The 20,147-nt window shown below is 64.3% G+C and carries 12 protein-coding genes and 5 pseudogenes; 7 read left to right on the plus strand and 10 right to left on the minus strand.

All coding sequences use genetic code 11. From position 1 onward, the window contains the following. Positions 1-42: 42 nt before the first annotated feature. The 6 genes and pseudogenes from AB8Z38_RS07720 to AB8Z38_RS07745 all read right to left on the minus strand — a co-directional run bounded on the left by AB8Z38_RS07720 (position 43) and on the right by AB8Z38_RS07745 (position 6,621). A complete protein-coding gene (locus AB8Z38_RS07720) occupies positions 43-414 on the minus strand; it encodes an SUF system Fe-S cluster assembly protein (RefSeq protein WP_369723978.1) in 372 nt (123 codons plus the stop codon). Then, positions 411-1,658, minus strand: coding sequence for a cysteine desulfurase (locus AB8Z38_RS07725; RefSeq protein WP_369723979.1), 1,248 nt, complete (start codon positions 1,656-1,658; stop codon positions 411-413). The genes AB8Z38_RS07720 and AB8Z38_RS07725 overlap by 4 nt, the downstream gene beginning before the upstream one ends. Further along, positions 1,655-2,977, minus strand: coding sequence for a Fe-S cluster assembly protein SufD (gene sufD, locus AB8Z38_RS07730; RefSeq protein ID WP_369723981.1), 1,323 nt, complete (start codon positions 2,975-2,977; stop codon positions 1,655-1,657). The genes AB8Z38_RS07725 and sufD overlap by 4 nt, the downstream gene beginning before the upstream one ends. A gap of 11 nt (positions 2,978-2,988) precedes the next feature. Then, a complete protein-coding gene (sufC, locus tag AB8Z38_RS07735) occupies positions 2,989-3,744 on the minus strand; it encodes a Fe-S cluster assembly ATPase SufC (RefSeq protein ID WP_369723983.1) in 756 nt (251 codons plus the stop codon). Between the two features lie 131 nt (positions 3,745-3,875). Continuing rightward, a pseudogene (sufB, locus tag AB8Z38_RS07740) lies at positions 3,876-5,370 on the minus strand (Fe-S cluster assembly protein SufB). A gap of 94 nt (positions 5,371-5,464) precedes the next feature. Beyond that, positions 5,465-6,621 (minus strand): annotated as a pseudogene (locus tag AB8Z38_RS07745) (cysteine desulfurase family protein). Positions 6,622-6,975: 354 nt separating this feature from the next. Between AB8Z38_RS07745 and AB8Z38_RS07750 the strand changes: the two are divergent. Both AB8Z38_RS07750 and AB8Z38_RS07755 read left to right on the plus strand, forming a co-directional pair. Beyond that, positions 6,976-7,623 carry an alpha/beta hydrolase gene (locus AB8Z38_RS07750; RefSeq protein ID WP_369723985.1) on the plus strand — a complete coding sequence of 216 codons (648 nt, stop codon included), beginning with the start codon at positions 6,976-6,978 and terminating at the stop codon, positions 7,621-7,623. A 9-nt stretch (positions 7,624-7,632) separates the two neighbouring features. Then, entirely contained in the window at positions 7,633-8,145 is a 513-nt protein-coding gene (locus AB8Z38_RS07755; protein WP_369723987.1) for a DUF1697 domain-containing protein, read from the plus strand. Here the strand turns inward: AB8Z38_RS07755 and AB8Z38_RS07760 are convergent. The 3 genes from AB8Z38_RS07760 to AB8Z38_RS07770 all read right to left on the minus strand — a co-directional run bounded on the left by AB8Z38_RS07760 (position 8,142) and on the right by AB8Z38_RS07770 (position 10,344). Beyond that, on the minus strand, positions 8,142-8,465 hold the full coding sequence (locus AB8Z38_RS07760) for a multidrug efflux SMR transporter (protein WP_369723988.1): 324 nt from the start codon (positions 8,463-8,465) through the stop codon (positions 8,142-8,144). The two genes, AB8Z38_RS07755 and AB8Z38_RS07760, sit on opposite strands and share 4 nt — an antisense overlap. A gap of 3 nt (positions 8,466-8,468) precedes the next feature. Further along, complete coding sequence (locus AB8Z38_RS07765; RefSeq protein ID WP_369723990.1) at positions 8,469-9,146, minus strand: glutathione S-transferase family protein; 678 nt, start codon at positions 9,144-9,146, stop codon at positions 8,469-8,471. 94 nt (positions 9,147-9,240) lie between these two features. Beyond that, the gene (locus AB8Z38_RS07770) at positions 9,241-10,344 is read right to left on the minus strand and encodes an anhydro-N-acetylmuramic acid kinase (protein ID WP_369723991.1); all 1,104 of its coding nucleotides are present in this window, start codon (positions 10,342-10,344) and stop codon (positions 9,241-9,243) included. Positions 10,345-10,507: 163 nt separating this feature from the next. On the opposite strand from AB8Z38_RS07770, the gene tyrS reads away from it, so the two are divergent. The 3 genes and pseudogenes from tyrS (at position 10,508) to AB8Z38_RS07785 (ending at position 13,720) form a co-directional block, all read left to right on the plus strand. Next, positions 10,508-11,761 carry a tyrosine--tRNA ligase gene (gene tyrS / locus AB8Z38_RS07775; RefSeq protein ID WP_369723993.1) on the plus strand — a complete coding sequence of 418 codons (1,254 nt, stop codon included), beginning with the start codon at positions 10,508-10,510 and terminating at the stop codon, positions 11,759-11,761. 55 nt (positions 11,762-11,816) lie between these two features. Then, positions 11,817-13,066, plus strand: a pseudogene (locus AB8Z38_RS07780) (MFS transporter). Positions 13,067-13,285: 219 nt separating this feature from the next. Beyond that, positions 13,286-13,720: a DoxX family protein gene (locus AB8Z38_RS07785; protein WP_369723995.1), complete on the plus strand. Its 435-nt coding sequence runs from the start codon at positions 13,286-13,288 to the stop codon at positions 13,718-13,720. A gap of 188 nt (positions 13,721-13,908) precedes the next feature. Here AB8Z38_RS07785 and AB8Z38_RS07790 read toward each other — a convergent pair. After that, positions 13,909-17,702 (minus strand): annotated as a pseudogene (locus AB8Z38_RS07790) (DUF3971 domain-containing protein). 204 nt (positions 17,703-17,906) lie between these two features. Here AB8Z38_RS07790 and AB8Z38_RS07795 point away from each other — a divergent pair. Beyond that, positions 17,907-18,609, plus strand: a pseudogene (locus AB8Z38_RS07795) (peroxiredoxin). Between the two features lie 111 nt (positions 18,610-18,720). After that, positions 18,721-20,082 (plus strand): peptidoglycan DD-metalloendopeptidase family protein, encoded by a 1,362-nt coding sequence (locus AB8Z38_RS07800; protein ID WP_369723997.1) that lies wholly within the window; start codon positions 18,721-18,723, stop codon positions 20,080-20,082. Positions 20,083-20,147: the final 65 nt, after the last annotated feature.

Below are 20,147 nucleotides of genomic sequence, written 5' to 3' on the forward strand. Positions count from 1 at the left end.
AGCAAATTCAATGCCAGTTCTGCAAAGCGAGGTGAGTCAGCGTCACCACATGTTGAGCACGAGGCGGGCCTCGTCGCTCATGCGTTCCGGCGTCCAGGCCGGCTCCCAGACCACCTTGACGTCGACCACGCCGACGCCGGGAACGCTGGCGACCGCGTTCTCGACCATGGTCGGCAGCTCGCCGGCGGCCGGGCAGTTCGGGGTCGTCAGCGTCATCTGCACGTCGACCGAACGATCGTCCTTGATCTCGACCTTGTAGATCAGGCCGAGCTCGTAGATGTCAGCCGGGATTTCCGGGTCGAACACGGTCTTCAGCCCGGCGATGATCTCGGTGGTGAGACGCTCGGTCTCTTCCGGCGGCAGCGCCGACCGGGTTTCCATCGGATTGGTTTTGATTTCGGCGGTGTCACTCATGCGAACAAATCCCGCGCCTTCAACAGCGCCTGAGCCAGATGATCGACTTCTTCCCGCGTATTATACATGCCGAACGACGCCCGGCATGTGGCTGTGACGTTGAACCGCTCTAAAAGCGGCATCACGCAATGGGTGCCGGCGCGCACCGCTATGCCCTGGCGGTCGATCACGGTGGCGACGTCGTGGGCGTGCGCGCCCTTGAGCTCGAACGAGATCACCGGACCCTTGCCACGGGCGGTGCCGATTAGGCGCAGCGAGTTGATCTCGCGCAGGCGGCCCTGGGCATAGGTGACGAGATCGTGCTCGTGCGCGGCGATGCGCTCCTTGCCGATCGAATTGACGTAGTCGATGGCGGCGCCGATGCCGACGGCCTCGACGATGGCCGGCGTGCCGGCCTCGAATTTGTGCGGGGGATCGCCGTAGGTGACGATCTCGCGCGAGACCTCGCGGATCATCTCGCCGCCGCCGTTGTAGGGACGCATCGCGACGAGGTGATCGTACTTGGCCCAGAGCACACCGATGCCGGTCGGTCCGTAAACCTTGTGCCCGGTGAAGACATAAAAATCGCAGCCGATGTCCTGGACGTCGACGGGCAGATGCACCGCGCCCTGGCTGCCGTCGACCAGCACCGGAATGCCGCGGGCATGCGCGATTTTTACGACGTCCTTGACCGGGACGATGGTGCCGAGCGCATTCGACATCTGCGTGATCGCGACCAGCTTGGTCTTCGCGGTCAACAGCTTTTCGAATTCGTCGATCAGGAAGTTGCCCTCGTCATCGACCGGCGCCCATTTGATCACTGCGCCATGACGCTCCCTGAGGAAGTGCCAAGGCACGATGTTGGAGTGGTGCTCCATGATCGAGATGACGATCTCGTCGCCCGCCTTGATGTTCGGCTCGCCCCAGGACGACGCGACCAGGTTGATCGCTTCAGTGGCGTTGCGGGTGAAGATCACTTCCTCAGGTCGCGGGGCGTTGATGAACTGCGCGACCTTGATGCGGCCGCCCTCATAGGCTTCGGTCGCGGCGTTGGCGAGATAGTGCAGCCCACGATGCACGTTGGCGTATTCGCTCGTATAGGCCTGCGTCATGCGATCGAGCACGACTTGCGGCTTCTGCGCGGATGCGGCGTTGTCGAGATAGACCAGCGGCTTGCCGTAGACCTGCATGGCGAGCGCCGGGAAATCCTGGCGCACGCGGGCGACATCATAGGCGCCGTTCTTGACTGCCGGATGCGTGCTCATTGGCGCCGCTCCAGCCAACGCTCGGCAATGCCGATCACGTGCTCGCGCAAGCCGTCGTCGGCGATTTGCTCGATCGCTTCGCCGACGAACGCCTGGATCAGCAGCGCCTGCGCTTGCTTCTCCGGCAGGCCGCGCGCTTTCAGGTAAAACAGCAGGTTGTCGTCCAGCGCGCCGGCGGTGGCGCCGTGGCCGCAGGAGACGTCGTCGGCAAAAATCTCGAGCTCGGGCTTGTTGTCGGCTTCCGCCTCGTCCGATAGCAGCAGCGCGCGGGTCATCATCTTGCCGTCTGTCTTCTGCGCGTCGGGACGGACGATGATGCGGCCCTGGAACACCGAATGGGCACGGTCGTCGATCACGGCCCGGAAGATCTCGCGGCTGACGCAGTTCGGCACGGCGTGGTCGACGACCAGCGTGGTGTCGCCATGTTCGGTCTTTTTCAGGAGGTTCACGCCATTGATCGCGAGCTCACTGCCCTCGCCCGCCAGCGTGATGAAGCCCTGGAGGCGGCTGACCGCGGCGCCGCTGGTCATGTTGAAGAAGTTGACCTTGGTGTTGGCGCCGACGGTGACGAATTGCGAAGTGATGTTCACGGCATCAGGCGCATCGTCCATCAGGCGGATATAAGCGACGTCGGCGTCATCGCCGATCCAGAGGATCACCGCGTCGCTGACCTGGTAGGCGCTCGTGTTTCCGGCCGCGACGAAGCTTTCGATGATCGTCGCCCGGGCACCCTTGCCGATGCGCAGATGCGAGCGCGTGAACGTCGAGGCTGACGATGCGGTGGCGACATGGATGAGCTGGATGGGCGCGGACGGCTGGGCGCCATCAGCGACCGAGATCACCACGCCATCGGTCGCCATCGCTGCATTGAGCGAGATCACGGCGTCGCTCGAAACGGTCTGCAGGAGATCGGCGGCAGCAGGATTGGCCTTGCTCTCAAGCACCTCACGCAGCGTCTTGACGCTGACCTCGGAGCCGAGCGCCTTCAGGTCCGACAGGTCGGCCGCGAACACGCCGTCCACCAGCACCAGCTTGCGGGCACCCGCGATCGCACTTGCCTTCACCGCATCCGCGGCGCGCTTCAACGCGGCCGCATCGGGGCTGGCCGCCAGCGGCAGCACCTCGCCGAGCAGTGCGCGCAGATCGGTGTATTTCCATTCCTCGATCCGGCGGTGCGGCAGGCCGAGACGCTCATAGGCCTCGAACGCCTCGCGGCGTGCCGCGATCACCGCCGGCGAACCCGGCAGCCGGCCTTCGGCGCTGGTGAAGAGATCGCTCACCGCGCGGCCCTTTCCGGTCTTTGCCACAGCAACGTTCATCACAAAATTCCTTACGCGGCGTCCTCGAACTGGGCGTAGCCGGATGCTTCCAGCTCCAGCGCCAGTTCCTTGCCGCCGCTCTTTACGACCCGGCCCTTCGACATCACGTGCACGACGTCGGGCACGATGTAGTTAAGCAGCCGCTGATAATGGGTGATGACGACCATCGCGCGCTTGGGCGAACGCAGCGCGTTGACGCCGTCGGCGGCAATGCGCAGCGCGTCGATGTCGAGGCCGGAATCCATCTCGTCGAGGATGCAGAGGCTCGGCTCGAACAGCGCCATCTGAAGCACCTCGTTGCGCTTCTTCTCGCCCCCGGAGAAGCCGACATTGACGCCGCGCTTGAGCATGTCCTGCGGAATGTTCAGCGACTTCGAGACCTCGCGGACTTTCTTCAGGAAGTCCGGCGTCGAATATTCGCTTTCGCCGCGCGCCTTGCGCTGCGCATTCAGCGCCGTGCGCAGGAAGGTCATGGTGGCGACGCCGGGGATCTCCACCGGATACTGGAAGGCCAGGAACACGCCCTTGGCCGCGCGCATGTCGGGCGACATCTCCAGAAGATCCTCGCCCCTGAACAGGATCTGGCCGCCGGTGACTTCATAGCCGGGCTTGCCGGCGATCACGTGGGACAGCGTCGACTTGCCGGAGCCGTTCGGCCCCATGATCGCGTGCACCTGGCCCTCGTTCACGGTCAACGTCAGCCCGTGGAGGATCTCACGCTCCTCGACACGAACCTGCAGGTCTTTCACTTCAAGCAAAGCAGCCATAATCTTTTTTCCATCTATCCCCTCATCCTGAGGAGCGCCGTAGGCGCGTCTCGAAGGATTGAGGCCAAAATCTTCCCGTATCCATCCTTCGAGACGGCCGCTTATGCGGCTTCCTCAGGATGAGGCCGGAGCTAGCCGACCGATCCTTCCAGCGAGATCGAGATCAGTTTCTGCGCTTCCACCGCGAACTCCATCGGGAGCTGCTGGAGCACGTCCTTGACGAAACCGTTGACGACCAGGCCGACGGCTTCTTCCTGGGAGAGCCCGCGCTGCACGCAGTAGAACAGCACGTCCTCGGAGATCTTCGAGGTCGTCGCCTCGTGCTCGAACGTCGCCGACGAGTTCTTGGCTTCGATATACGGCACGGTGTGCGCGCCGCATTTGTCGCCGATCAGCAGCGAATCGCAGGCGGTGAAATTGCGCGCGCCGGTCGCCTTGCGGTGCGCGGTGACAAGCCCGCGATAGGTGTTCTGCGACTTGCCGGCGGCAATGCCCTTGGAGATGATCCGGCTCGTCGTGTTCTTGCCGAGATGGATCATCTTGGTGCCAGAGTCGACCTGCTGATAGCCGTTCGAGATCGCGATCGAATAGAACTCGCCGCGCGAATTATCGCCGCGCAGGATGCAGCTCGGATATTTCCAGGTGATCGCGGACCCCGTTTCGACCTGGGTCCAGGAGATCTTGGAATTGTCGCCGCGGCAGTCGCCACGCTTGGTGACGAAATTGTAGATGCCGCCCTTGCCTTCCGAATTGCCGGGATACCAGTTCTGCACCGTCGAATATTTGATCTCGGCGTCGTCATGCGCGACGAGCTCGACCACAGCGGCATGCAGCTGGTTCTCGTCGCGCTGCGGCGCGGTGCAGCCTTCGAGGTACGAGACGTAGGAGCCCTTGTCGGCGATGATCAGCGTGCGCTCGAACTGGCCGGTGTTGCGCTCGTTGATGCGGAAGTATGTCGACAGTTCCATCGGGCAGCGCACACCCGGCGGCACGTAGACGAACGAGCCGTCGGAGAACACCGCCGAATTCAGCGTCGCGTAGAAATTGTCCGAGGTCGGCACCACGGAGCCGAGATATTTCTGCACGAGCTCGGGATGCTCGCGGATCGCCTCCGAGATCGGCATGAAGATCACGCCGGCCTTCTTCAGCTCCGCCTTGAAGGTGGTCGCAACCGAGACCGAATCGAAGACGGCATCGACCGCGATCTTGCGCCGGGCCGGATCCTGATCACCGGGCTTGGGCTCGACGCCCTCGAGCATCGCGACTTCGCGCAGGGGAATGCCGAGCTTCTCGTAGGTCTTCAGGATCTCCGGATCGATCTCGTCGAGCGAGGTGATGGTCTTCTTCGGCTTCGGCGCCGAAATAATAGAGGTCCTGGAAGTCGATCCTGGGATAGTCGACGCGGGCCCAGGTCGGTTCCGTCATGGTCAGCCAGCGCCGATAGGCCCCTAGCCGCCACTGCAGCATCCAGGCGGGCTCGTTCTTTTCCTCGGAGATGAACTTGACGGTCTCTTCCGACAGCCCCCTGGGGGCCTTGTCGGACTCGATCAGAGTCTCAAACCCATAACGATACTGGTCGACGTCGATGCGCTTGACGCGCTCGACCGTCTCTTGGACGGCTGGCATTCTATCCTCCGCTCGCGGTTTCAAGGACCGCGGTGGATCAAACTCGGACGAGTATTACGATGTTTGCGTGCCGAAAGCACGTGCTTAGAACCGTTCAAGCCGTGTTTCGTCGCTCTCCCTTAAGTAGGGTATTCCCGAGCTTCCGCCAAGCCTCTAACGCCGTATTGATGTCCTCGGGTCCCGTGGACCAGCCCAGACTGAGGCGCACCGCTCCCTGGGCGGTGGCCGGATCGAAGCCCATCGCCGAAAGCACGTGGGACGGCTGGACCTTCCCCGACGAACAGGCCGAGCCGGACGATACAGCGATGCCCTCGAGGTCGAAGCCAATCACGGCCGTTTCAGCCTTCAGCCCGGGGGCGGTGAATAGGACGGTATTTGGCAACCGCGTCACATCATCCGCGAAAACCCTTGCCCCGGCTATCGCCCGAATGCCGTTTTCCAAGCGATCCCTGAGGCTTGCCATGCGCTCCGCATCCTCCGGGAGAGCCTCAAGCGCGGCCTTCACCGCCGCCCCGAAGCCGGCGATGCCCGCGACATTCTCGGTTCCCGCCCGCCGGCCGAGCTCCTGGCCGCCGCCGCGCAGCACCGGTTCCAATCCGGCCAGCCCTTCGGCGACAACCAGCGCACCGATACCCTTGGGACCGCCGATCTTGTGTGCAGAAAAGGTCGCAAGATCTGCGCCCAGAACGTTCATATTAAAAGCAATCTTGCCGAGCGCCTGAATTGCGTCGACGTGCATCAGGCCGCCGGATTCATGAACGATGCGGGCGGCCTCGGCGACCGGCTGGAGCGCTCCGGTCTCGTTGTTGGCTGCCATGATCGACACCAGTGCCGGGGGCCGTCGGCGAGCAGCGCCTTCAGATGATCGAGATCGACCACGCCGGAGCGCGTGACCCGGATCTGGCTGATCGAAGCGGCTGGGAATCGGCCCCCGGCCAGCACGGAGGCATGCTCGACCGCCGAGATCAGGAGCCTCTGCACCGGACCGGCCGAAGCACTCCGCAGCCCGGCCGACAGCGCCAGCGCGTTGGCCTCGGTTCCGGTGGAGGTGAAGACGACGTTTCGCGGCACCGCGCCCACCGCCTTGGCGAGCGCCGCGCGGGCGTCCTCGACCAGCCGTCGCGCCTCCCGCCCCTCGGCATGGACCGAGGACGGATTGCCGATCAGCTCCCAGGCAGCCACCATCGCGGCCCGTGCCTCGGGCCGCAGCGGCGTGGTCGCATTCCAGTCGAGATAGACGCGGTCGGGCATGAAAGTAATATATTACCTGTCCTGGTGGTATCGGCCCCTGCGGCCCCGATCCCCGACATGGGCCAGCACCGGGCGCTTGGCAACCGCGATTCAGATCCGCTCTTGATCAGCGCCTGGCCATGACGCGGCTGTAACAGGCTAACACGTTGAGCCGATTGCGGGATGTTCAAGATGCTTGCTTTTTGACCCATGCCTCATGTTAGAACGCGCGCGTCAGTTCACCGCGCGCCGCTCGCGCATCCGAGGGCGCCGCTCCACCCTTCCATTCGCGGTCTGGTCGGCAGAGCAGTCCGATGCAGTCCGCACAATCGGTTGGTTGTTGAGGACCGTCTTCAAGGGATCAAGAGATCATCCATGCCTGAAGTTATTTTCACCGGCCCCGCTGGCCGCCTCGAGGGCCGCTATCACCCGGCCAAGCAGAAAAACGCGCCGATCGCGATGATCCTGCATCCGCATCCGCAGTTCCACGGCACGATGAACCATCAGATCGTGTACCAATGCTACTACGCGTTCGCACATCGTGGCTTCTCGGTGCTGCGCTTCAATTTCCGCGGCGTCGGCCGCAGCCAGGGCTCGTTCGATCACGGCACCGGCGAATTGTCCGACGCGGCAGCGGCGCTCGATTGGGCCCAGACCATCAATCCGGAGGCGCGCGCCTGCTGGGTCACCGGGTTCTCCTTCGGCGCCTGGATCGGCATGCAGCTTCTGATGCGCCGACCGGAGGTCGAGGGTTTCATTTCGATTGCGCCGCCGGCCAACCTCTACGACTTCTCGTTCCTCGCACCCTGCCCGTCCTCGGGGCTCATCGTGCACGGCGAGAAGGACGCGGTGGTGCCGCCGAAGGACGTCAACACGCTGGTCGAGAAGCTCAAGACGCAGAAGGGCATCGTGATCGACCAGCAGGTCATCCCCGGCGCCAACCATTTCTTCGACAGCAAGCTCGAGCCGCTGATGGAAACCATCACCGCGTACCTCGACATGCGGCTCGCCAACGTGCGCTGAGGCTCATCCGTGGCCGCGTTCATCGCCTTGCTCCGTGCCGTCAATGTCGGCGGCACCGGCAAGCTGCCGATGAGCGAGCTGAAGGCGATGTGCGAGGAGCTCGGCTTCACCGCCGTGCACACCTACATCGCCAGCGGCAACGTCGTCTTCGCCAGCCGCAAGTCGGAATCGGCAATCAAAAGCGCACTCGAAAAGCGCCTGCACGCCTATGCCGGCGCGCCGGTCGGCGTGCTCGTGCGCAGCGCCGCCGAGATGGCGCAGGTCCTGGCCGACAATCCCTTTCCCAAGGCCGCACCCAACCGCACCGTCGCGATCTTCCTCGACAAGGCGCCGCCGGCGGATGCGCTCGCCGGAATCCGCGGCCAGAACAAGGAGGAGGTCCGCCTCGGCCGCCGCGAGATCTACGTGCATTACGGCGACGGCATGGGCACGTCGAAGCTGGTCATCCCCGCCGCCAAGACCGGCACGGCCCGCAACATGAACACAATCGCGACGCTCGCGAAGATGGCCGCAGAGATCTAGGCGAGCTTCAGCGCGGCGATACCTCCCAGCACCAAAACGATCCCGGCGATTTTCATCGCGCTCAGCGTCTCGCCGAACAGCATGACGCCCATTGCGAAGGTGCCGGCGGCACCGATGCCGGTCCACACCGAATAGGCGACGCCGACTTCAAGCACCTTCAGCGCCCGCCCGAGCAGCAACACGAAGGCGGCGAGCAGCAGCAGAGAAATGATGCTCCAGCCGATGCGCGTGTAGCCTTCGGCATATTTCATCGAGATTGCCCAGCCCACATCGAGTGCGCCGGCGATCACCAGCATCAGCCAGGCCACGGATGGCGACATGGCTCAGGCTGCGAGCTTTAGGAGGTGCGCGTCGTGGCGCGCCAGGAACGCGCGCAGCAATTGCGGATAGTCCGCGCCCACAGCTGTTTGAACGCTCGGCCGCTTCGCCAGTTCTGTTCGCCAAGCTCGCACCTTCGGCACATCGCTGAAGATGCCGAGCTCGGTCACCTCGTCGAAGACGTCGAAATAGCGGAAGACGGGTGCGAACACGGCATCGACCAGGCTGAACCTATTGCCGCCGAAAAACGGCCCAGCGCCAAGTGCAGCCTCGACACGCGCAAATTTCGCCGATAGCGCCAGGCGCTTGCTTTCGAACGTCGCCGGATCCGTCGTGGTCTCCAGCCCCCAGAGGTCGCCGAGGATCGCGGAGCCGAATTCCATCCAGGCGCGATGTTCGGCGCGGGTCAGCGGATCGGCCGGATGCAGCTTCGCACCTGCTTGCGTCTCCTCAATGTATTCGCAGATCACGTTGCTCTCGAACAGCGCGACCTCACCCTTGTCGGTCGACACCACCAGCACCGGTACCTTGCCGAGGGGTGACAGTTTCAGGAACCAGTCGGGCTTGTTGGCGAGATCGATGTCGATCCGCTCGAACGGTACGCCCTTCTCGTTGAGCGCGATCACGGCGCGCTGCACATAGGGGCAAAGCTTGTGGCTGATCAGTTTGAGCGAAGTGGTCATGACGACAATCCCGGCGGTTGGATGCACTCGCTCCAACATAGATGCACTTGCATTGATCCGTCAAGATCCATGCATTTGCATTGACCGGCGAAACTCACGGCCGCGCGATCACTCCGCCCGTCATCGGCATCGGCACGCCCGTGGTAGCGGGATACGACAGCGGCAGGCCCTTGAGGCCGCGTGCGGCGAGGAATCCGAACGCCTGCGCCTCGATGGCGTCGGAGGCCCAGCCGAGCGTCTCTGCGGCTTCGACGGTGGCCGAGCCCACCCGCTCCCGCAGCATGCGCAGCATGGTGAGGTTACGCGCGCCGCCGCCGCAGACGATCCAGCTTCGCGGCCGCCGCGGCAGCAGAGGAATGATGCGGGCGATCGCGGCCGCGGTGAAGGCGGTGAGCGTCGCGGCGCCGTCGGCCGGCGCGACATCGCCAAGCCTGAGCGCGGCAAAGTCGTTGCGGTCGAGCGATTTCGGCGGCGGCGCTGCGAAGAACGGCAGCTCCAGCGCGCGCACGATCCAGGCCTCGTCGGCCTTGCCGAGCGCGGCGAACTTGCCTTCCGTATCGAAGGCTTGGTTCATGCTGCGGTACATGAAATCGTCGAGCAGCGCGTTGCCGGGTCCGGTGTCGCACGCGATCAGCGTATCGTTGCCGTCGATATAGGTGATGTTGGAGACGCCGCCGATATTGACCACGGCGATCGGTCCTTCGCGCTCGAGCGATTGCGCCAGCGCCCGGTGGTAGACCGGGACCAACGGCGCGCCCTGCCCGCCGGCCTCGACGTCGGCAGCGCGGAAATCGTGCATCACGGGGATATGGATGGCTTTCGCCAGCGCCCGCGCATCGCCGATCTGCACCGTCAGCCGCCTTTCCGGGCGGTGCAGCACGGTCTGGCCGTGGAAGCCGACAATGTCGATCTCCTCCGGCTTCATCCGGTTCTGGGCGACGAAGGCGGCGACCGCCTCGGCATGCGCCAGTGTCACCGCGCGTTCCGCCTCGGCCAAAAATCCCGGCCGGGCATCGCGTTGCAACAGGTGAACGGCCTCGGACAGCGCCTGGCGCAGCAGATTCCGCTCGGCCGGGCTATAGGGTCTGTAGCCGGACGGCCCGAACGCCTTCACCTGCTTTCCGTCGGTTTCGATCAGCGCGACGTCCACCCCGTCCAGCGAGGTGCCGCTCATCAAGCCGAGTGCCGTCAACATCATGGATCAGCGTCCTCAACAGACCCGCTCCGGCATGCCGATCTTGTGCCAGAGGGACACATCTTATAACCACAGCGCCAAGTGGCGGGCGGCAATCGAGTTCCCACGGAAGACCCTTAAATTGCGCCCAAAACAGTAAACCAAGAATTGTCAGGCCCGCCGACAGATGACTGCATTTAAATCGGATTTCCTCAACACGCTGCAAGAACGTGGATTCATCCACCAGTGCTCCGATTTCGAGGGGCTGGATGCGCTCGCCGCCAAGGGCGAGGCCATCGCCTATGTCGGCTACGACTGCACCGCTCCGTCGCTGCATATCGGCAACTACCTGACCATGATGATGCTGCACTGGCTGCAGCAATCCGGCAACAAGCCGATCACGCTGATGGGCGGCGGCACCACCATGGTCGGCGATCCCTCCGGCAAGGACGAGACGCGCGCGATCCGCACGGTCGCCGAGATCGAGGCGAACAAGGCCTCGATCCGCGGCGTGTTCGCAAAGGTGCTGCGCTATGGCGACGGCAAGAGCGACGCCATCATGCTCGACAATGCCGAGTGGCTGACCAGGCTCAACTACATCGAGATGCTGCGCGACGTCGGCCGGCACTTCTCGGTCAACCGCATGCTGACCATGGACTCCGTACGGCTGCGCCTCGAGCGCGAGCAGGAGATGAGCTTCATCGAGTTCAACTACATGGTCTGCCAGGCCTATGACTTCGTCGAGCTCGCCAAGCGCACCGACTGCCAGCTCCAGATGGGCGGCTCGGACCAGTGGGGCAACATCATCATGGGCGTCGATCTCGGCCGCCGCATGGGCACCCATCAACTGTACGCGCTGACGACGCCGCTGCTGACGACCGCGTCGGGCGCCAAGATGGGCAAGACCGCACAAGGCGCGGTCTGGCTCAACGCAGACCAGTTCTCGCCGTACGATTTCTGGCAGTACTGGCGCAACACCGAGGACGCCGACGTCGGCAAATTCCTGAAGCTGTTCACGACGCTGCCGATGAGCGAGATCAGGAAGCTCGAGGGGCTCGCGGGCTCGGAGATCAACGAGGCCAAGAAGGTGCTCGCCACCGAAGCGACCGCGCTGCTGCACGGCCGCGACGCCGCCAACGAGGCTGCCGAGACCGCACGCCGCACCTTCGAGGAAGGGGCATTGGCCGAGACCCTGCCCACGGTCGAAATTCCGCGCGGCGAGCTGGACGCCGGCGTCGGGGTGCTGAATGCCTTCGTCAAGGCGGGCCTGGTCGCCTCCAACGGCGAGGCGCGGCGCCAGATCAAGGGCGGCGGCCTGCGGGTCAACGACGAGTCCGTCACCGACGAGAAGATGACGCTGACGCCGGCCAGTCTCACGCCGGAAGGCGTGATCAAGCTGTCGTTCGGCAAGAAGAAGCACGTCCTCCTCAAGCCTGCATAGGCGTATGAGCTTTTGATGCTTGTCAGGGCGCATCGAAGCGCGCTCCTTGACGGCAATGGATCAGAACACGCCGAGGCAAAGCGGGACTGCGACGCAGCACAGCGCGGTGCGCACCGCGCTCGTCGTGCTGGCGCTGTGCTTCACGCTCGCTGTGCTCGGGCGGGGCTTGAGCGAAAGCTTCACCGTCTTCCTGAAGCCGATCGCGGAAAATTTCGGTTGGGACCGCGCGCAGGTCGTCTCGATCTATTCGCTGACCTGGCTCGTCAGCGGTCTGACCGCACCGCTGGTCGGCCGCCTGTTCGATCATTCCGGACCGCGCATCGTCTATGCGCTTGGCCTGTTGCTGCTCGGCTCCGCGTTCCTGATTGCCGCGCACGCGCACTCGCTCTGGCAATTTCAGCTCTCGATCGGATTGTGCGTCGGCATTGGCGTTGCCTTCATCGGCAACGTGCCGAACTCGATCCTGCTCGGCCGCTGGTTCGGGCCGCGGCTGCCGACGGCGATGGCGGTGGTCTATTCGGCGATGGGCGGCGGCGTGGTTGGCGCTGCTGCCGGCCTCGCAGCTTCTGATCGATCATCTCGGATGGCGCGAGACCTACCAGCTGTTCGGCGTTTTGCGCATTGGGGCTGCTGGTGCCGCTGATGCTGCTGCCCTGGCGCCTGTTCGCGTCAGGCTCGCCGCATGTCAGCAAGAAGACTGATCCCGATTTCGTCGATCACGGCTGGACGCTTGCCGCGGCGATGCGCCACCACGCCTTCTGGGCGCTGTTCTCGACGTTCTTCTTCACCGCCGTCGGCATGTATGCGATCGCAGCCCAGATCGTGGCTTATCTGATCGATGCAGGCTTCCCGCCGCTCCAGGCCGCGACCGCCTGGGGCTTCTCGGGCGTGGTGCTGGTGTTCGGCATGCTCGGCGTCTCCGCGCTCGACGGCCTGATCGGGCGCCGGCCATCGGTGCTCCTGAGCTACGCGATCTCGATCCTCGGCATCGCGCTGCTCTGGCTGTTGCAGTATTCGCCGAACCTCATCCTGCTCACCGGCTTTGTGGTCTGCTTCGGCAGCATGATGGGCTCGCGCGGACCGCTGATCACGGCCACCGCGATGAAGATTTTCCGCGGCAAGCGGGTCGGCACCATCTACGGAACAATCTCGATCGGCAGCGGACTGGGCTCGGCGTTCGGCTCCTGGAGCGGCGGCCTGATCCACGACGCCACCCATGGCTACAACGCGCTGCTCGTCTTCGCACTTGCGAGCGTGGTGCTCGGGATGATCCCGTTCCTGGTCGTGCCCGCCTTGCGGCGTTAGGTGTCATGGAGGTAACCTGAGCGCATTCGTGTTACCGGAAAATTACGGTCACGCAGCGCGGGACACGTGCAAAAAATGCCGTTCGGCAGGGCTCAAATCCCAACCTGGGGTGTTTTGTCCGATATGACGAAAATGTCAGCTTGAATTCATGCCGGGGCCGCTTGCGAGGTGGAAGCGAATGCGGTCCAAGTCGGAACATCGAATAGAGGGCGCAAACCAATGAACTTTCCCTTTCTCTCTCGCTACGAACCGGTTCTCCTGAGCCTGTTTCGCTTCATCACCGGACTGCTGCTGTTCCAGTATGGCGTCGCAAAATTGTTCAAGTTCCCGGCGCTGCCCTATTTCGCCGACATCCCGCCGCTGATCTACGCGGCCGGCACGATCGAACTGGTGCTGGGAGCGGCCCTGATGCTCGGCCTGTTCACCCGGCTCTCGGCGTTCATCCTGTCGGGCGAAATGGCGTTCGCTTACTTCATGGGCCACATGCTCAAGACAGGCACGCCGGTGCTGCTGCCGCTGCTCAACGGCGGCACCGCCGCGATCCTGTTCTGCTTTGCCTGCCTCTATCTCTCGGCGGCCGGTGGCGGCGCGGTCAGCGTCGATGCGCTGATCGGCAAGGAGAGCGATGCGACAGGCGGCGCTTTCGCGCGTTGACGCGCTCGTAATCGACACGCAAGCAAGACGGCACCGGCAGATTGTCGGCGCCGTCTCAACGTGCCCCGAGCAAGTTCCATATGACGGCCAGTGCAGCGACAAGCAGCACGAACATGATGATGCGGTGAACGACTCGGTTCATTGCCGGTCCCGTCAGGCTGGGTAGCCCCAAAAGTCTCAGCTTAGCCCTATCGCCGCGCGAGACTGCAACCGCTCGATAGCGGTCGTGCCGATCCCGTCGGACTGTCGCCCGACTGCGCCGACGGCAGCTCGTCAAACGGCGTATTCTGCTTGCCGGTGTTGAACTCGAATATCTTGCGGAACAGGCCCGGCGCCATCGCCGAGATCGGGTTGACGCGCATCACCGGCGCGGCCGGCGTGCCGACGACCTCGTAGGTGACACCAATCAATCCTTCATTGTTGCCACCGCCGAGGAAGATGCCGAACAGCGGGATCTGGCCAAAAATATTGTTGACGCCGTACATGGGCACGAAGGTGCCGCTCATGCACACCTGGTTGCCGGGATAGTCGATCGAGCCCTCGATGGTGCCGCCGATCATCGGTCCTTTCACCACACCGTTGCGGACCGTGAGTGCGCCGTTTTGCCGGGTGAACTCGGCACGCAACGCCGAGAAGGCGACGCCGCTCTGCGCGCCGTTGGGGCTGCCAGCTGCGACTCGATCGAGCTGATCCATTCCTTTGACGGTGAAGTCGCGCACATTGATCAGGCCTTCCCTGGCCGTAGGCTCCGACGTCGGCGGCTCCATCGCCACCACGATCTGGCCGCCGAAGACCTTGTTGGTGGTGTCGGTGAAGCGCAGCAATGCGCCGGCGTCGTCGGTCTGGAGGTAGATCACTTCGCGGCTGCCCTGCGCGCGCCCGCCGCGCAGATCGGCTGCCACCGGCGTGTTCTGACCGATCCTGCCGCTCAGCGAGAAGGCCTTGATGGCGCCGCTGCGTTTCGACATCTTGGCATCGACGCTGCGCATCGCCTCGCCGTTGAAGCCCGCGACCGCACCGAGCTTCACGTCGATGTCGAAATCGACATTCTTCAGCTTGCTCTTGGAATCATCCTTGGAATTGCCCGAGATCGCCGATTTCAGGAAGCCCCGGCCGTCGAACACGTCGCCGCGCATCGTGCCCCTCACCACGCCGTCCTGGCCGCGCTCCACCTTCAGCGACGTCTTGTCGCCATCGGACGGCGAGTAGGTCGGGAAGTTCGCGTTCATGAGGTCGCCGTTCGGATCGACTTCGATCGAGCCCTTGATCGAAGCGCCACCGCCTTCGATGACGATGTCCTCAAGCCGCGTCGATTGTGCCGTCGGCACCACCTTGAAGCTCGCCTTGCTCGATTTGCCCGGCAGCTTGACCCAGCCGGGAAGGATGTTGTCGAGCTTGACCGAGGTCAGGTCGGCCTCGATCCCGAGCTTCGTGGTCTGGTCGGGACCACCGGCAATCTTGCCTGACAGCTTGATCGGCACCGACCCGCTGACCGCCGGACTGAGGTCGAAGCCCAGGCGTGCGCGACCGGCATCATCCAGCGTCGCCTGGAGTTTGACGTCCGCATCGCCATCGGTCAGCTTGCGATAGTCGAGCGAGGCCGCCTGCCCGTTGATCTTGACATCGCCCTTGACCTGATAGCCCTGGTTGTTGGCGACGATCTTGAGATTGTTGGCCTCCAGCTTCTGGTTCATCACCAGCTTGTCGGCAGCAAATCCGTTGAGGTCGGCGGTGACGGCGTAGACGGTATCGGCCCTGGTCAGCTCGCCCTTGACCGGCAGGCCGAGCTGAATGTTCGCCGTGAACGTTCCCTTGCTGGTGTTGGGATCGACGACAGTCGACGACAGATCGCTCAGCCGATCGTTGGAGAGCATTTCGGCCGCCGCCGGCACCGGACCGTCGACGCGGAATCTGGTGCGCGACGGCGACGGTTTCGGCGCCATGTCCGGCACCTCGAAGACGAAATCGGAGATCGTGACCTTGCGGCCGGTGGGCGTATCGGCGATGCCCTGCCCGATGTTCACCGTCGCCGTGCGGCCGGTTACGTGCGCCTTGAGATCGGCATCATGCACTACCGGCATGCCATCGACGGGACGGACGGCAACACCGTTCGCCACGATGTTGACCGAGAGGCCGTCGTCGGGAATGGGTGGTCCCCTGCGCGGAAGATTCTTCACCGGCGAGTTGATGCCGACCTCGATGCGCTGGAGGGAGCCGCGCTCGATCCGCTCGATCACCCATTGGCGCAATTCGGGCACGATCAGCGTCGGCCACATCCGCTTCAGCGCGGAGGCCGACATCGGCGTACCCGCAAAGCCGAGCGTCAGACGCGGCTCGCCCGAATAGTCGATTGCACCGGTGCCAGCGACGCCGATCTCGCCGTTGGAGATATCGGCCTGCGTCAGCAGCATGCGCTTGTGGTCGGTGTCGAAGCGGAAACCGATCGCGATGCGGTTGAAGACCAACGGCGGCTCGTTGTCGATGCCGCCGAGCAGGATCGAGCCTCCGCTGAAGCCGAGCTGCCAGTCGTTGCTGGTGCCGTTCGGCGGCTCGAGATGCGCCAGCAGCGTCAGGCGGTTGGCACCGGACAAGATCTTGAACGGCGCGACCAGCACCCGCCGTCCCGCATCCCATTCCACATTGATCTCGGCCGAGTCGATCGCCATCGGATAATCGGGCGTGTCGGTATCGATGATATTGCCGGCACCGATCGTGACCTTGCCGCGGAAGAAGGTCGGCACGCCGTCGCGGCCGAGCTCGCCCTTGAGCTCGCCGGTCAGAGGCAGGTCGGCGGTATAGGTCAGATCCTTCACCCGCAGCGCCAGCAGGATGTTGGAGGTCAGAGCTTGTCGGCACGGATGTCGATCGAACGCACGCCGTTCTCGCTCGGCCCGATCGTGGCGCGCAGCGACCACGGCCGCGCGCCTTCCTCGCCGAGGCTGAGGGCGACACCGCCATGGCTCGGCCGGCGCAGGCTGAGCGTGATGTTCTCAAACGTCCATTTGCTGCCGCGCTGCTGGTCGTCGACGATCAGATTGCCGTTCTTGAGACCGATCTCGTTGAGGTTCTGGCCGTCGAGGCCGGTCAGGCTCAGGCTGTCGAGCCAGTCGAGCCCCTGAAGAATTCCGCTTTGTGCGGTCTGAGCCGCGGCCTGGGACGGGTCCGGGCTTGCGGGCGCCATCCCGAAAGGTGGCGGCGGGACGCCGTTGCGCGGGAAGGTCGGTGGCAGGCCCGCTTCCCTCTTGGATGCGACACCGGTTGCGAGCGGTTTCGCCGTATCGCCGGCGGACACCGTGACGGTCCCGTCGGGTGCGATCCGGATCGCAAGCTCGGCATCGACGAGATTGAGGCTCTCTGCGCGCAGGTGCCCCGTCAGGAGTCCGGCCCCCGATAGCCTGACCTCGGCCTTGGGCGCGCTGGCCACGATGGCATGGTCGTGATCGCGAACGATGATGTCGCGGATGCGCACGGCGATACGGATCCGCCCCGCCCGCTCGATCTGGGTGCCGCCGACCTCGACGGTGTTGCCGTGGCCGATATTGTCCTCGATCGCCGCGGCGAGCCAGGGCGTCGCCATGTCGAGATTGATGGGACCGGCGCCAAGCCGCCACCACAGCGCGCCGAAACAGCCGGCGAAGATGACGATCAGTGCGCCCAGGACAACGGCGAGCCGGCGAAGCCAGCGTCCGCTCGGCACCACCCGCCGAAACGACGAGAACCGATCACCCACGCGGAAGCGCGAACCGGAACGCGACAGCAGGCGGCGCGCGCGATGGCCCGCCTCCTCCTCCTGATCCGGATCCCAGTCGGCCTCGTCCCATTCCGGTGGCTCCTGTCCGCCACCGCGCCGATCGAAATCCCGAGTGTGATCCTGGGGCGACGTATTCCTTGCCATTGCCTCTCGATACAGGCGCCCGTCGTGGGATCGAGCGCCGCCGGGACTGCAGCCATCGACAGGGATTGAAGCTCCCCGCCCCGGCATTGCCGCCATACCTCGGATGTTCCTGCTGTTCGTCATTTCGCCCCGGGAGCGCGTTCAACGAGCAGTGGGGTGGTGCGTGGAATTTCTTGTAACCATACTCCGGCGTCGTCAAACTTGCCCAGCCGAGGGCACCCAACCGGCATGCCGGACGAGAGCTGCAATACCGCTTTGGTTGACCCGCCGAAAGCGACGAAAGGAAGGCGTATGTCCAAGAAATCCCGAAAGAAATCGTCCAAAACGCCCTCCGGCAGTCCGATCGCTAAAAAGAAGGCCCCGAAAACCCGGGCCTCGACTCAGACGCGCCCGGCCAAAACAGAGCGGGCATCGGCAGGCAAATCAACCAAGACAAACGCCAAGACAAACGCCAAGCCAGCATCGCACAAGGCCGCATCCAAACAGTTAAAATCTTCTGAAAAGGCGTCTCAGCCTGGTGCCCCCGCGCCAGCCTTGGTGGAGGGGCAAAAGGCACCGGGTTTCCGCCTGCCCCGCGACGGCGGCAGCGTGGTGACGCTGGCCGATTATGCCGGCCGGAAGCTCGTGCTGTTCTTCTACCCCCCGCGCCGACACGCCCGGCTGCACCCGCGAGGCCGTCGACTTCACCCGGCTTAAGGGCGCCTTTGCAGGAGCAGGCACGGCCGTGCTCGGCATTTCCGCCGATCCGTTAAAGGCCCAGGAGAAGTTCCGCGACAAGCACGGCCTTGGCATTCCCCTGATCTCGGACGAGACCCACGAGATGCTGGAGGCGTATGGCGCTTGGGGTGAAAAATCCATGTACGGCAAGCGCTTCCTCGGGATTCTTCGCACCACGGTCCTGATCGGGGCCGACGGCAAATTGGCCAGGATCTGGCGCAATGTCCGTGTCGACGGCCATGCCGACGAGGTGCTGGCAGCGACAAGGAGTCTTTAACCAGCTCGTTAGATTCGAGAGGTCCCGTTTCCGGAAAATTAACCATGACCGGCCCAGATTGCGGCGGCAATTAAGCCGTCAGGAACCGTTCCGACCGGCGCGGGAGTGCCGATGTCGAAAAGTTCTGCCCAATATTCGCAGTACCCCCAGCATCACGCTCACGACCACGGACGGTCCTTCCATCGCCGTCTTGCCACAGCGGCAACAGCAGCGATCCCCCTTCCCGACACCGACGACGCCTACACCATCGTGCATCACGGCAAGCAGGTTCGCCTGGGGCCCGTGGTGTTCTGGATCGTGGTCGGCACGATCGTGCTGCTCGGCCTGTGGTCGGCGGCCACCGCTACCTATTTCGCCTTCCGCGACGACGTCCTGACCCGGCTGATCGCCCGCCAGGCCGAGATGCAATACGCCTATGAAGACCGCATCGCCGAGCTGCGCGCCAAGGTCGACCGCACCACCAGCCGCCAGTTGCTCGACCAGGAGCAGTTCGACCAAAAGCTCGACCAGATCATGAAGCGCCAGACGGCGCTGGAGTCCCGGGCCACGGCGCTCGGCGCCATGCCCGACGTGACCGGATCGATTCCCCGCGCGACCCCGCAGCGCGGCGAGACGAACCAGACGACGCAGGGCACGCCGAAGCCGTCGCCGATCAGCGACACCGTGATCTTCGTGGCCCCGCCCGATCGCGAAGCGCGGCTCGAATCGCGGGCTCCGACCGTGATGGCCCCGCCGGTCAATCAATTCGCCAAGAACCAGGGCTTCGACAATGTCCTGGTCCGGCTTACGACGTCGCTTGACCAGGTCGAGCGCCGCCAGATCGCGGCGCTCAGCGCCGTTGAGGAAGGCATGGATTCGCGCATGCGGCGGATGCGCGGCGTGGTCAGCGATCTCGGCCTGAACATCGCTAATCTCGAAGCGGCCGTGCCGCGGTCCGCCATGGGCGGTCCGTTCGTGCCGGTGAAGCTTGCCGCCAACGCCGGGCCGTTCGAGAAGCAGCTCTACCGCATCAATCTCACCCGCGCCGAGATGGACCGGCTCAACCGGACCCTGGCGCTCGTGCCCTATCGCAAGCCAGTCGTCGGCGAGGTCGAGTTCACCTCGGGATTCGGCGTGCGCAGTGATCCCTTCCTCGGCCGGCCCGCGATGCATACCGGCCTCGACTTCCGCGCCGCGACCGGCGACCCCGTTCGCGTCACCGCCAACGGCAAGGTGGTTTCCGCCGGCTGGTCAGGTGGCTATGGCCGCATGGTCGAGGTCGACCACGGCAACGGACTTGCGACCCGTTACGGCCATCTCTCCGAGATCGATGTGAAGGTCGGAGAGATCGTCAAGATCGGCCAGGTGGTCGGTCTCGTCGGCTCGACCGGACGTTCGACCGGCCCGCATCTGCATTACGAAACCCGCATCGACGGCGAAGCGGTCGATCCGCAGAGGTTCTTGCGCGCCGGCGTGCGGCTCAGCGCAGGCTAGGCCTGCGCACCACGTTGTTTCGGCGGACTTGCTGGCATGGCGCTGAAGCGCCAAAGCCGAAGAAA

Source organism: Bradyrhizobium sp. LLZ17, from assembly GCF_041200145.1.
Lineage (GTDB): Bacteria > Pseudomonadota > Alphaproteobacteria > Rhizobiales > Xanthobacteraceae > Bradyrhizobium.

Bases quoted from the DNA above. Each gene is read 5' to 3' on its own strand.
- AB8Z38_RS07765 (WP_369723990.1), bottom strand. From the start codon at position 9,146: ATGACCACTTCGCTCAAACTGATCAGCCACAAGCTTTGCCCCTATGTG.
- AB8Z38_RS07760 (WP_369723988.1), bottom strand. From the start codon at position 8,465: ATGTCGCCATCCGTGGCCTGGCTGATGCTGGTGATCGCCGGCGCACTC.
- sufD (WP_369723981.1), bottom strand. From the start codon at position 2,977: ATGAACGTTGCTGTGGCAAAGACCGGAAAGGGCCGCGCGGTGAGCGAT.
- AB8Z38_RS07770 (WP_369723991.1), bottom strand. From the start codon at position 10,344: ATGATGTTGACGGCACTCGGCTTGATGAGCGGCACCTCGCTGGACGGG.
- tyrS (WP_369723993.1), top strand. From the start codon at position 10,508: ATGACTGCATTTAAATCGGATTTCCTCAACACGCTGCAAGAACGTGGA.
- AB8Z38_RS07720 (WP_369723978.1), bottom strand. From the start codon at position 414: ATGAGTGACACCGCCGAAATCAAAACCAATCCGATGGAAACCCGGTCG.
- AB8Z38_RS07785 (WP_369723995.1), top strand. From the start codon at position 13,286: ATGAACTTTCCCTTTCTCTCTCGCTACGAACCGGTTCTCCTGAGCCTG.
- AB8Z38_RS07800 (WP_369723997.1), top strand. From the start codon at position 18,721: ATGTCGAAAAGTTCTGCCCAATATTCGCAGTACCCCCAGCATCACGCT.
- AB8Z38_RS07750 (WP_369723985.1), top strand. From the start codon at position 6,976: ATGCCTGAAGTTATTTTCACCGGCCCCGCTGGCCGCCTCGAGGGCCGC.
- sufC (WP_369723983.1), bottom strand. From the start codon at position 3,744: ATGGCTGCTTTGCTTGAAGTGAAAGACCTGCAGGTTCGTGTCGAGGAG.
- AB8Z38_RS07725 (WP_369723979.1), bottom strand. From the start codon at position 1,658: ATGAGCACGCATCCGGCAGTCAAGAACGGCGCCTATGATGTCGCCCGC.